The sequence below is a fragment of the Phaeodactylibacter luteus genome (genome assembly GCF_007993045.1).
Lineage (GTDB): Bacteria > Bacteroidota > Bacteroidia > Chitinophagales > Saprospiraceae > Phaeodactylibacter > Phaeodactylibacter luteus.
The window spans coordinates 1-12,952 of sequence record NZ_VOOR01000081.1 but is presented as its reverse complement, the minus strand read 5'-3'; the positions used below and the strand labels follow the sequence as shown (position 1 = coordinate 12,952).

Sequence of the window (12,952 nt, the reverse complement as noted above, 5' to 3'; positions counted from 1 at the left end):
TTCAGTCTTGTGAGGATGAAATAGACTTGGCGCCGGACGCACCGGACCTGTTCTCCAATGAAGGAGCTGTTGTTTCTTTCTCCAGCCCTACGCCAGACTTTTTTGATACGGGCGCGCCTGATGCCCCTGTTTCTTTTGATATCACTACGCTTGGAGAATCTGCAACTTCTATCCGTATCTTGAAGAGCCTCAATGGGGGCGGGCAGCTTGAGCATGCAACAGTAAGCTCAGTGCCAGCAACCATACAGATTTCACTGCAAGATGCGCTGGAAGGCACGGGCCAATCTGTTGCTGACATGAAAGTGGGCGACGCTTTCCGTTTCTCTTTTGAGGTGACCACGGCTTCTGGCACTTACGTGACCGGAGCTAGCGTAGGGGTCAGCGTGAGCTGCTCTACCAAGGTGCCCGGCACTTATGAGTACACCAGCACCGGCTATTTCTGTGACGGTGACCCACTGACCGGCACGGTGACCATCACAGAGACAGAAACGGGCAAGTATGTCTTCGACGACTTCGCATTCGGCACTTACCAAGAGTGCTACGGTGGCGCTGCTTCCAATTGGGGCACGCTTGCTATTGTGCGCTATACAGACGAGAGCTGTGATGAGTGCTCCCAAAGCGAGCTGTGCAACACCATCTCCATGGAAGGTGTGGACAACTACGGCGATACCTGGACTTATACCGTGGAAAGTGTTGATGGCTCTGAACTGACACTGAGCTGGGAGAACACCTATGGCGAGTTTGGCACAGTGGTGCTTAACCGTCCTGACGGTTCCAACTGGCCTCCGCTGAAGTAAGTAAGCGCCTGTTTGGACTTTAGAGAGCGTGTTGGGACTTTAGTAATCGGTCTGCAAACAGCAGTTTTTGCTCATACTTCGTTCCGAAAACCATTCCCGCTTTTGTGCATCAAAAGCGGGACTTGGCTAAACTCCGGTTTTCGTGCCTTGTCTAACCCAAAAACTGCCTGTTCTTGCCTAGAAAGCCAACATCCAAATAGGCCCTAAGCCTCCCCAAACGGCTCTATGAGCCAGTTGTGTACCGTATTCAACCTATGTGCTGGATACGGTACGCTTTTTATTGACTGCCGCTGTCTAGTGCAGCACTACAACCATGACTTATGTGCACCTCAACAAAAATCCTCTTGCTTTTGCTGGCCTGCAGCTTCAGCACAGTAGCTGCCCAAAATACAGTGGGGCTGCTCAACCTTGATAGCAACCGAGCTTACGACGGCTACAACTTGATCTACCCTCACAATCAGCCTACCTCCTACCTCCTAGACAACTGCGGGCGGGTGGTCCACAGCTGGCCCGATTCCGCTCAGTACCGTCCGGGCAATACTTCCTACCTGCTCGCGAATGGCAACTTGGCCAAGACCAAAAGGCTGGCCAACTCCCCTACCAATGACCCCATCTGGGCAGGAGGTGGAGGGGCTATTGTTGAAATACGGGATTGGGACAACAACCTCCTTTGGCAGTTTGAGCAGAACTCTGCCGAAAAAAGGCTCCACCACGATATCGCGCCCATGCCAAACGGGAATATTTTGATGATCTCTTGGGAAGTCAAAACCAAGGCAGAAGCTATTGCCATGGGCCGCAACCCCGAACTGCTCGAAAACTGGGATGCCATCTGGCCGGATTACATCTTAGAAGTTGACCCTTCCACCGATGAAGTGGTGTGGGAATGGCATGCCTGGGACCACCTCATACAAGACTTTGACCCAGAGAAAGCTAATTTTGGGGAAGTAGCTGCCCATCCGGAGCTGATCGATCTCAATTATCAGACCAACGACGGCCACCCGGATTGGCTCCACGTCAATGCGATAGACTATAACCCTGAGCTGGACCAGATCTTGATCTCTGTCCCTACATTTTCAGAGGTCTGGGTCATTGACCACAGTACGACTACCGAGGAGGCTGCAGGGCATACTGGCGGCAATGCTGGAAAAGGAGGAGACTTGCTCTACCGCTGGGGCAACCCACTTGCTTACCGGCAAGGTGCAGCTGCCGACCAAAAGCTCTTCTATCCGCACGACTTGCATTGGGTGGCCACGCCCGGGTATGAAGGGCAGTTGGCAGTATTCAACAACCGGGTAGCCCCTACTTATTCTACCGTTAACCTTTTCACCCCCCCCTTCAATAGCACAACATCCGATTACGATTACAACGGCGGCGCTTATGGGCCTGAGCAGTTTGACCGCACTGTCGTACACCCGGATACGCTGCCGCTAAGCTCATCGGGGCTATCAAGTGTACAAGTCCTCCCAAACGATAATTTGCTGATTTGCTCTGGCCGGAATGGCTATAGCTTTGAAATCACCCCGGATAACGAAGTGGTGTGGGAATACCGGACCCCTCTCATTGCTGGCCAGCCGGCCGTTCAGGGTGCCAGCCTTGGCCTGAATGACAACCTGACCTTCCGCATCAAGCGGTACGATACTAATTATCCCGCCTTTGAGGGCAAGGATTTATCTCCAAAGGGGTATATCGAGCTTGAGCCCAATTCAGGGTTTTGTGGCAATATCGTTTCCGTAATGCCTCAGCCCGCTCCCCCTGCCACCATAAAAGTTTACCCCAACCCCACTTCGGGATGGGCCAATATAGAAGCGGAGCGTGCTTGCACCGCCTTTCTGCTCAACAGTATGGGGCAGCTTGTCCAAACCCTGTACCTCAAAAAAGGCCAGCAACAGCTAAGCCTGGAGCAGCATCCTGCGGGCTTGTACTGGCTAGAAACTCAAAAGGGCAAGCCTCAGAAAATCATACTGACGCGCTAAGGGGAGCCTCCACTTTTTTTACGATATTAGGGGGTGTGCCTGCTGTGCACACCCTTTTTTTACACCAAAAGCACCTCTGTTATGTCAAGCATGCAAGCCGTACAGCTGAAAAAACCCGGGGGGCCAGAACAGCTCTTCATTGGGGATTACCCAAAGCCTGTACCCAATGAAAATGAAATCCTGGTCCGCGTGGAAGCAAGTGCCCTAAACCGGGCAGATACCCTTCAGCGTATGGGCAAATACCCTCCGCCACCGGGGGAAAGCGAGATCATGGGGCTGGAAATAGCTGGCGAAGTAGTTGCTCTGGGCAGCCAAGCCATACAGTGGAAAAAAGGGGACAAGGTTTGTGCACTCCTCGGCGGGGGCGGATACGCAGAGTACGCGGTAGTCCCTGCCCGCTTGGCGATGCCTTGGCCAAAGGGCTTTTCAGCAACAGAAGCAGCGGCGATCCCGGAAGTTTTCTTGACTGCTTTTCAGTCCCTAAACTGGCTGGCACAAGCCAAGCCCGGTGAGAATGTCTTGATCCACGCCGGGGCTAGCGGGGTGGGCACTGCTGCTATACAACTGGCCAAAGCGATGGGCACTACCCCTTTTGTCACAGCTTCAGCGGGAAAGCACAGCCTTTGCCTTGAGCTTGGCGCCAAAACCGCCATAGATTATCGGTCAGAGGACTTTGCTGCTCGTATCCGGGAGCTGACAGGGGGCAGCGGGGCTAACGTCATCGTGGATTTCATTGGCGGGCCTTATTTTCAGCAGAACCTAGATGCCCTTGCGGTAGAAGGCCGAATGGTCATGCTGGCTTTTTTGGGCACGCCTATAGCTGAGGGGCTAAACCTTGCCCCCATTTTGCGAAAGCGCCTTCAAATTTTAGGCTCTACCCTCCGTGCCAGGAGCCTGAATTATAAAATCCGTTTATCTACTGACCTGCAAAAGTTTGCCTGGCCGCTTTTTGCATCCGGTGCGCTGCGCCCTGTTATCGACCGGGTATACGATTGGCAGGAAACTGGCGCAGCCCATGAGTATATGGAGAGCAACCAGTCAAAAGGGAAAATCATACTTAAGGTCAGCTGACAGTTTAGTGCCTTATCGCTTTAGGCTGGGATCGGACTAGCGCTGCGCAGGGGTGTAAGCCCGATAGGGCCGAGCGGACAGCGAGCCCCGGAGCATAGCGACCCCTGCCGTTGGGCAGGGGTAGGCCCCTCATCCTTGCGGCAGGGGCAAGCCCCATCCTGACGGCAATCTGGTTTGCAGCCCTATGGTTTTCAGTTCCCCGCAAGCGCAGGGCCTTCTACATAAGCAGCGGAAGCCTGCCCTTTTCCTTTTTCCAAAGGCTCACAGCTCCAGATGGGGTCGTAGCTCTTATCTTCCGTGCTAAAGGTGCATACTTGGGCGCCAGCCTTTCCCGAAACCACTACCGGCTCATTATAATGGACGGTGCCCGTAGTGTACTCCGCATAATAGGCTGGAGATAGCGTGCTGCCATCAAAGCTGTAATAGGCCTTTTCTATGCCTGCCCAACAGCCTAAGGCTACCGTGCTGGCTTCAATCATATCGAAACCCGCTGCAGCATGCACTGTGCGCAGCAATACGCTCGCGCCACAATCTTCAAAGATGCAGAGCCCGGGCAAGATGCGGGCGGTAACCAACTGCCCGGTTTGGCCCACCACCTTCAGCTCAGCTTCTATTTTTTTGAGGGACGCCCTTGGGCGGCTTGCGAGGCCCAACAGGAGATGCTCCTCTTTGCCGTCGCCGTCAACATCACCAACAGCCCAGGCTTTGGCGACATCACCGCCCCAAACATAACCGGACACCTTTTTGCCCGAAGAGGATACGGCTTTGACATGGTACCAGAAATCACCGTAGCCATTGATCTCATCTTCAGGCAGATAGTAATCATCGCCGTAACCCAAGTTCACCATTTCTTTGTTCAGCCCTACCTGGCCAATGATGGCAGCTTCCCGGCAAGGGCCTTCATGGATAGTAGCTGCCCCAGAAAAGGAGCGCAGCGTGGTGCCAGCCACATAGTGGCCGGCAGTCTGTGAACGTTCTTGAAACCAAGCGTAGTAATCTTCAGCCTCTTGGCTTACCAGCCGGCTCTGTGCCGTTGCGGGCTGAATGGAAAAAAGGGCAGCGAAAAAAAGGACTTGTTTCATGGGAGAAGGATTTGAGATGTCAATTAAACCTATTGAAATCTGTGGTTATTGCCCACGGGCTGCAGAAATACAATAAACGGCAAAAAGAAGCCATCCGGGTTAAACATTTCATGCAACGCAAGCATTGCCACACAAAAGCTACATCTATGAAATACCTGCTGCTTTCAGCATGTTCGTTTTTATGTGGGGTTGCTGTGTGGGCGCAGCCCCTTCGGGCGCACCTATGGGAAAGCCGCCCGTTGATTTTGGCAGCCAACAGGGCAGATGCGCCAACGCTCCAAGGACAGCTTGCCATTCTGACGCAGCATCAGGGGGAAGTCACCGCAAGAGATCTGGTGGTTTACCAGATTTTCCCGGAGTACGGGCTTTCACCTTCAGGGCAAGAGCTGACGCCCCAACAGCACGCAGGCTTGTTGAAAGCCTATGGGCCTTTCTCAGCTGATCAGCTTACGGTAGTGCTCATCGGGAAGGATGGGACAGTGAAACTTAGGCAGGAAGGGCTTGTCGCGCATGAAGCCCTATGGGGTTTGATAGACGGGATGCCAATGCGGAAAATAGAAATGCAGCGGGAAAAGAAGAGACATGGTGCGCCGGGGCAGTATAGTGGGAAAAGTGAGCAATTTTAACCGTGCAATGATCACCGGCGCATCAAGTCTGATAGATAGTGCCGCCATATTTCAGGGAAGTCTGGCAACATTCATTTGTTTACTTTTGTATAAGATGGGTAAATTATGGAATGCCCCGGGTTCACAGGGGCGCCCGACCTTTCCGAATTTTCTGATTAGACCGCCTGAAGGATGCAGCAAGACAACACCTCCAAGTCTCACAAGCTCAGTGTTTGGTTCCCTCTGATGTTTGCGATTGTTTTAGTGATCGGCATGCTCATCGGCATGCGGATGCAGACCGCCGCCCCTGCGCTTGCTGTCGAGCAGGAAACCACAACCGATGGGCTTGGGCAAGGGAAAGTGGAGGAGATCCTGAGGTATGTAGAAGCCAAATACGTCGACCCTGTAGACCGGGACGCGCTCTTGCAGGAAGTGATTGACGACCTGCTGGGCAGGCTCGATCCGCACTCCAACTACATTTCTGCTGAAGACTTGCGGGAAGTCAACGAACAGCTTGAGGGCAACTTCGATGGCATTGGGGTAGAATTTATGATGCTGGACGATACCATCGTGGTCGTTGCGCCTCTAGCGGGAGGACCTTCAGAGGCGGCGGGCATACTGGCTGGCGATAAAATCATCCAAATTGCAGATTCCACCATTGCGGGCGTTAACATGAGCACCTCTGGCATTATTGAGCTGCTCAGGGGCGAAAAGGGGACCGCTGTAGAGGTTGGCGTTTTGAGGCGGGGAGAGACAGCCCTGCGGGAATATACCATCACCCGAGACGAAATACCGATGAACAGTGTAGACGCCTCTTACATGCTCAATGATAAGGTGGGCTACATCAAGCTCAACCGCTTTAGCGCGACCACTTACGAAGAATTCATGAAGGGCTTGGAGGAGATGGTAGAAAAAGAAGGGATGGAGGACTTGGTGATCGACCTTCGCCACAATCCCGGCGGCTATCTTCAGCAGGCGACGAGCATCCTCAGCCAGCTTTTCCGCAGGAAAGACCAATTGCTCGTCTTCACGGAAGGCCGTTCCGTTAGCCGGAACGACTACACCTCTACTGGCCGTGCTTTTTTTGATGTGGACGACATCGTTGTCCTCATAGATGAAGGCTCCGCTTCTGCCAGTGAGATTTTGGCCGGAGCCATACAAGATCATGACCGGGGCACAGTCATTGGCCGGCGCTCCTTTGGGAAGGGGCTGGTACAAGAACAATATAAGCTCAAGGATGGCTCAGCTCTGCGGCTGACCGTGGCCCGCTATTACACCCCTTCGGGCAGGTCTATCCAAAAACCATACGACGACCCCGAAGCTTATGACAAAGAGATGTACGACCGCTACGAAACCGGCGAGCTAGAGTCGGAAGCCAGGATGGTCATTCAGGACTCTACCGCATATTATACCGACAACGGCAGGGTCGTTTATGGAGGCGGAGGGATTATGCCGGATATTTTTGTCCCGATCGATTCTTTGGCCACCCATGAGCTCTACCTAGAGCTGCGGCAGTACGTGCCCGAATTTGTTTTCCGCCACATAAGCGGGGAAGGGCAACCGCTGACGGAGCTTAGCCTGGAAGCGTTCGATCGCACTTTTCAGGTTGAGCCAGAATTGGTTGCAGATTTTCTATCCTTTGCCCGGAGCAAAGACGACGGCATAGCAGCTATGATCCCTCCCTTTTTGCAGGCTGAAGTACGCCACATGCTCAAGGCTCGCATAGCCAAGCATCTATTTGACAATAAAGGCTACTACTACATTTGGAACCAACGCGATGACATGGTCAATGCAGCACTAAAGGTTTTGACGAGCCCTAATCCGCAAACGGCGAGTCAGCAGTAGCCCTATGCAGCCACCCTCCGGCATTCTGCTGAAAGACGTCCGCCTGGCTTTCAAGGGGCAACCGGTTTTACAAATCAGCCACCTTTGTATTCCGCCGGGCGAAAAGGTATTCCTCTCCGGGCCGTCCGGTAGCGGGAAATCCTCCTTTTTCCGGCTGCTCATGGGCTTCCTGCTTCCTCAAGAAGGCGAAATCCACCTGCACAGCCAACGCCTTTGCCCACAGACAGTGCACTCAATAAGGCAACAAACGGCTTACCTGCCACAGCGGCTGCCTGCCTTCCGGGCTTCAGCCTATGCTGTCCTCGGCGAACTCCTTGGCTTTAAGGCCAATCAGCCGGAAGCACCGCAGCACAAGGCTGCATTTGATCATTATTGCCAGCAGCTCAACATTTCAGCCTCACAGCTTGAGCAGCCCTTTTTTAAGCTTTCCGGTGGGGAACAACAACGGGCGGGGATCGCGCTCGCCCTTTCGCTACAGCGCAGTATCATTTTGCTGGACGAGCCAACTGCTGCCCTCGATGCCATAAACCGGGAAAAAGTAGCAGCTTTACTGGAAAGCCTTTCCGGCCCAACCGTAATCTGGTCTGCCCACCATCCGCCTGTGAGCACACAATGGAGAACACTGGCTTTCCCTTTATCCAAACGCTAAAATGGACACTTCCGCTTACCCCATCTCGACCGCTTCCCTCGCTGCAGCCTACGGCCTTGCCATTATCCCGCTAGCGATTATGCTATACTATCAGCTCGGGACCGTCAGGCGGACCGTCATTGCCATCATTAGGATGACCGTACAGCTCGCAGCCGTCTCTATGCTGCTGTTCTACCTTTTTGAATGGGACAAATGGTGGGCCAATATGGGCTGGGCCTTATGCATGATTGGATTTGCAGCCCTCTCTGCAACCAACGACAGCGGGCTCAACCTGCGTTTTTTCCTACCTCCTGTTTTTGCAGCACTTGCAATAGGCACCCTGAGCATCCTCTTTTTCATTAACACCATTGTATTAAAGCTCGAGGATATTTTCGCAGCCCCTTACCTTATCATCCTCGGAGGCATGCTGCTCGGCAACGCGCTGAAAGGAATCATAATCGGGCTTGGCGCTTTCTTCAGGAGCCTGTATGCCGAACAAGAAAGGTATGAGTTTGGCCTGGCGGCCGGCGCAAGCAGACAGGAGGCCCTGCGCCCGTTTTTCCAGGAAAGCCTGCGAGCAGCACTAAACCCTACTGTCGCAAGTATGGCAACCATGGGGGTAGTCTTTCTGCCGGGCATGATGGCAGGGCAGATCATTGGGGGCTCTTCTCCAGACACAGCGATCCGGTATCAGTTGGCCATCATGCTCGCCATCTTCGCCTGTATAGCCATCAGCCTGCTGCTTGCCATCCACCTCAGCCTCAACCGCAGCTTTGATGCCTACGGCAATATCAGGCCCGGCCTCCTGCGCTCCACTAACGGGTGACCACAAATGACTGTGCAGACATTTCTCCTCCCCGGATAATCTCAACAATATAGACTCCAGCCTGCCAGTTAGAGACATCTACTTCCAAAATTTTGGGGGTGAACTGCACCGGGCGATCGGTAGCACGGTATACTTGTTGGCCCAAGGTATTGTATACCCTGAACTCGTACACTTCATAATCAGGGGTCTCATAAACAATATTGACCCACGTGCTTGCCGGATTCGGATAAACGGTAAAAATATCGACCTCGCTTTCCCCTTCGTTGCAAGCCTCGCTCAGCAAGTTCATTGCATTTTCCACATTCAACCGCCCCCCCGTTACAGAAAAAGGCTTAAAGGTGGGCATCACATCTACGCCTTCAAAGAGCACGTCACGCACCAGCCGGGCAGCGGCAGGTGGGTCGCTTAGCGCTAAATCTGCAAGCACTTGGCATGGCAGGCTGTACAACAAGCCGATGCTGCCTGTCAGGTGAGGGGCAGCAGCGGAGTTGCCCCCAAAAGAGCCATAGCGGTTGAAAGGGGCTGTAGAATAGGAGCCTTGCCCTGGAGCAGCCATATCAATAGAAACTTTGCCATACCCAGAGCTGCTGTAGCGGTCATCATCTTCCGTCGCGTTGAGCACCGTCATCAGGTATTCGCTCTCGCAGGTCGTAGGCATATCCCCTTCCAAGTCTACATCGCGGTTGGTATTCACCGTGCCCGCGCTGGTCAGGATGCCTACCGCGCCGAGCTCATCAAAGAGGCCACCCCAAACAGGCTGCTCCTCACAAAACACAGCGCCAGACAGCCCTATGGACATATTCAGCCCTACCACAAAAGCCCCCTGTGCCCCCATCGTCTCATTGTAGCGGCGGCGCTGCTCAATGATGTACTCGTAAGCTGAGATGATCTGGTCTACAGCTTGGACACTGAAACACATTAAGCGGGTATCCCAATTGATACCGGTCACGCCCAATCCGTTATTGCCTTTGGCGCCCATGAGCCCGGCCACGCCCAAGCCATGGCTATCGAAGTACAGCTCGTTGCTGTCCCTGCGGTAGTCCCAGCCAAAAATATCATCTATATAGCCATTATTGTCGTTGTCTATCCCATCGTCTGGTACTTCATGCGCGTTTTTCCACATATTAGGGGCAATATCTTCATGTGCTGGCTCAAACCCGCTATCCACAACCGCTAATACAATCGTATCCCCATTCACAGTCGCCCCGCCCTGAGCAAAATCCCAAACCTGAGGTGCGCCGATCCTGTTTACCCCCCACTGCGAGGTATAGTCCGGATCATCTGGAAGTGCCCGCTCTTCCACCTGGTAGTTGGCCTGCACGGCACGTACTCCAGGAAGCTGTTGCAGCCAGGCCCGGACCTGACGGGCGTCCTGCCCCTGCTCCTCCAGCCCGATCAGGTAAATGCCCATGCTGCCGGCAACTTCCCGGAGCACAGTAGCGGGGAAAGGGGCCCGGGTAGCCAATAGAGAGCTCAGCTGCTCCGGAGCAGTGCCTTTCTCTAATTGCACAATCCACTGCCCTGGCAGCCGGCCGTCATCATCCATAATGGGCTGGCTGTAAAGGGGGGTCCCACAAAACATCCCCAACATCAGGAAAAGTAAGAGGCTCCGCATGATATTTCTTTTTTCTGGCGAATTCATTTTCAAAGGTAACGCATTTTCCCTACCCCGATTGCCGGATATGCGCCAATTGGCGGCTTGCCTCTGCGCTCAGCTTTGCAAAATAGGCTGGGCTGTCCAACAACCGGCTCCCGTACCATGAGAACAGTTCGCCATCTGCCAACAGTATGGCAGCCTCTGGCAGGGCCTTACGGTAAGCTGCTATGTGCTGCTGACGGAAAGGAAAAGGCTCTGAAGATAACAAAACCACGTCGGGCGCTAGCTCGGACAATGATTCAAGGCTAGACTCAGGGTAGCGGGGCTGCCCCCGGAAAACATTTTCGAACCCTGCCCGGCAGAGCATATCGTCTATAAAAGTGCCGCCCCCGGCAACCATAAGCGGGCGCTCCCATATCAAATAAGCCGCCCTGAGTGGCGGCTCTCCCTCTTGCCTAAGCCTGCCAAACCCTTCTTGTACCTGCTTGGCTAGTGCTGCCGCCTCATTGCCTTTTCCGACTATCTTGCCTATCTGACCAATCATTTGAAGGGCAGTATCAAGATTGTCTACATCGCTAACCCAAATGGGGTAATCCTCAGCTAGCGCCTCTACCATTTCGCGGGTATTTTCCTCTTTATTGGCCAGAATGAGGTCCGGATCTAACGCGCTGATCCGGTCAAAGTGGACCTGTTTGGTCCCGCCAACCCTCACTTTCGACCGGTACCAGGCTTGTGGATGCACACAGAACTTGGTAATCCCTACCACCCTTTCCCCAAGGCCCAGGTAAGACAGCAGCTCTGTTTGGGAAGGCACTAAAGATATTATCCGGTATGGCAGCGCAGGGGCATCAAGGGCACGCCCTAGCATATCCTTTATTGTGGGCATGATCAGGTTTTGCTCATTCAACCACTTGCAGGCACGAATGGTTGAGCCCCTGTTAATAGGCGCAAACCAGATTGTCTTTTTTGGGGCCTGCCCCTGCCGCAAGGGCAGGTGCCGCTATGCTACGGGGCTCGCTCTTCGCTCGGCCCTATCGGGCTTACCACCCCTCCGCAGCGCTAGGCCAATGCCAAGCTACGAAGCCCAAAAAGCGCAACCGCCTGCGACATTTTGGTTCACGCCCCTATTAACAAAGTACCGGGGCAACAGCTGATATTCAGCTGTTGCCCCGGGAACCCCCTTTGGGAAACTGTAATTTGGTGCTTTACAGCCCAAACGGTATCGGCAAAATTACCGCAGCAGGGTAATATTGCCTTTCAATACATTCTCTGTGCGAGGCTGCGTGTCCGTTGGTGGGCATACAATCCGTAGGACATAGCCGTAGACATCAGGCGGCAGGGCTTCTCCTGCAAAAGTACCGTCCCAGCACAATGAGCTCATCTCTTCCGACTGATAGACTTCCTGCCCCCATCGGTTGTAGATCATGAGCTCAACTGACTCAAACTGATTGAGGACTTCGCTGCGGACACAGACCAAGTCATTGTTGCCATCGCCATCTGGCGTAAAGGCATCTGCTATAAAAATCAGGTCTACGTTACAATCCAAACATTCCTCAACCGTAACCACCGTGCTCAAGGTATCTGTACATACCGCCCCTGCCACTATAACTTCGTAAGTTGTAGTAACGTCAGGGAAGGCCTGCGTTGTAGCCATATCCGGAGCGGAAAGAGCCCCCTCTGGCGACCAGCTGTAAGTGCAATCGTCACAACCTGAAACAGATAGCGTTACTTCTTCCCCATTGCAAATCGTCTCGGCGGAAACGGACAGATCGAGCATCAGCTCTTCTACCAATATATCCAGCATAGCTGTGTCAACAGTGCATCCGTTTTCAGCAACTGCAATGTAGGTCTGTATGCCAGAGACTGTGGGAGTTGCCTCAATAGACAGCCCTTCGCCGAGGAAATTGAAGCCGCTATCGTACCAGGTTACTACCGTTACGTTATTGGGTGGCAAAATGGCCGCGGTGAGCGATACGGTAGTGCCCAGGCAGACCTCAGCCGCACTTGCAGTTACCTGTACCTCAAAATCGTCTGGTATGAAGACCACTTCTGCCGTATCTGCCGTAACACAGGCTAAACCAGGAAGCGTCGCGACATAAATGTTGTTACCTGGCTGCGGGATAACCGTTACTTGCGCTCCTGTATCGATAGCTGTACTGTTCTCGTCCAGCCATACGACGCAATCTGCAAGAGGAGCATTGACCGTTAGCGTTAGCGGATCGTTATTGCAAACTACAATCGTCTCATCAGGCTGGATAACAATCGCTCCTTCCTCAACAACAAAAACGGTAACAGTATCCCTGAAGCTTCCACAACCATTATATGCTTCAAAGTAATAGGCAAAATTGCCTGCATCTGTAGTTGGAATATTAAGCGGCCCATTTTCAGCCACAATATCGCCGGCTTCGTTTTTCCAGAAATATGCAAAACTATAATCCTCAAGTACAATCTCGCCCGAGTCGCCTACACAATATTTAAGGGTATCAGGAAGTGCCGCTGGCTTAGGCGGTATGTCTACATCCACCTGC

General features: G+C 53.3%; 10 protein-coding genes and 1 pseudogene. 7 read left to right on the top strand and 4 right to left on the bottom strand.

What is annotated here, in order from left to right; translation table 11 throughout:
• The 3 genes and pseudogenes from FRY97_RS22510 to FRY97_RS20820 all read left to right on the top strand — a co-directional run.
• A pseudogene (locus tag FRY97_RS22510) lies at positions 1–797 on the top strand (hypothetical protein); the annotation flags it as partial.
• Between the two features lie 320 nt (positions 798–1,117).
• Positions 1,118–2,770 (top strand): aryl-sulfate sulfotransferase, encoded by a 1,653-nt coding sequence (locus FRY97_RS20825; protein WP_147169555.1) that lies wholly within the window; start codon positions 1,118–1,120, stop codon positions 2,768–2,770.
• A 90-nt stretch (positions 2,771–2,860) separates the two neighbouring features.
• Positions 2,861–3,841: an NAD(P)H-quinone oxidoreductase gene (locus tag FRY97_RS20820; protein WP_147169556.1), complete on the top strand. Its 981-nt coding sequence runs from the start codon at positions 2,861–2,863 to the stop codon at positions 3,839–3,841.
• A gap of 191 nt (positions 3,842–4,032) precedes the next feature.
• Here the strand turns inward: FRY97_RS20820 and FRY97_RS20815 are convergent, their stop codons facing one another.
• The gene (locus tag FRY97_RS20815) at positions 4,033–4,923 is read right to left on the bottom strand and encodes a hypothetical protein (RefSeq protein ID WP_147169554.1); all 891 of its coding nucleotides are present in this window, start codon (positions 4,921–4,923) and stop codon (positions 4,033–4,035) included.
• Between the two features lie 146 nt (positions 4,924–5,069).
• Between FRY97_RS20815 and FRY97_RS20810 the strand changes: the two genes are divergently transcribed.
• From FRY97_RS20810 to FRY97_RS20795, 4 genes are all read left to right on the top strand, one after another.
• Positions 5,070–5,549 carry a DUF4174 domain-containing protein gene (locus tag FRY97_RS20810; RefSeq protein WP_170254804.1) on the top strand — a complete coding sequence of 160 codons (480 nt, stop codon included), beginning with the start codon at positions 5,070–5,072 and terminating at the stop codon, positions 5,547–5,549.
• A 171-nt stretch (positions 5,550–5,720) separates the two neighbouring features.
• The gene (locus tag FRY97_RS20805; protein ID WP_147169552.1) at positions 5,721–7,373 is read left to right on the top strand and encodes a S41 family peptidase; all 1,653 of its coding nucleotides are present in this window, start codon (positions 5,721–5,723) and stop codon (positions 7,371–7,373) included.
• A 4-nt stretch (positions 7,374–7,377) separates the two neighbouring features.
• On the top strand, positions 7,378–8,022 hold the full coding sequence (locus FRY97_RS20800; protein ID WP_147169551.1) for an ATP-binding cassette domain-containing protein: 645 nt from the start codon (positions 7,378–7,380) through the stop codon (positions 8,020–8,022).
• Between the two features lies 1 nt (position 8,023).
• Entirely contained in the window at positions 8,024–8,827 is an 804-nt protein-coding gene (locus tag FRY97_RS20795; protein WP_147169550.1) for an ABC transporter permease, read from the top strand.
• Here FRY97_RS20795 and FRY97_RS20790 read toward each other — a convergent pair.
• From FRY97_RS20790 to FRY97_RS20780, 3 genes are all read right to left on the bottom strand, one after another.
• A complete protein-coding gene (locus FRY97_RS20790; protein ID WP_170254801.1) occupies positions 8,817–10,442 on the bottom strand; it encodes a S8/S53 family peptidase in 1,626 nt (541 codons plus the stop codon). The two genes, FRY97_RS20795 and FRY97_RS20790, sit on opposite strands and share 11 nt — an antisense overlap.
• Before the next feature lie 49 nt (positions 10,443–10,491).
• The gene (locus tag FRY97_RS20785; protein WP_147169548.1) at positions 10,492–11,310 is read right to left on the bottom strand and encodes an ABC transporter substrate-binding protein; all 819 of its coding nucleotides are present in this window, start codon (positions 11,308–11,310) and stop codon (positions 10,492–10,494) included.
• Between the two features lie 345 nt (positions 11,311–11,655).
• A partial coding sequence (locus tag FRY97_RS20780; RefSeq protein ID WP_147169547.1) for a T9SS type B sorting domain-containing protein occupies positions 11,656–12,952 on the bottom strand: 1,297 nt, incomplete at its 5' end.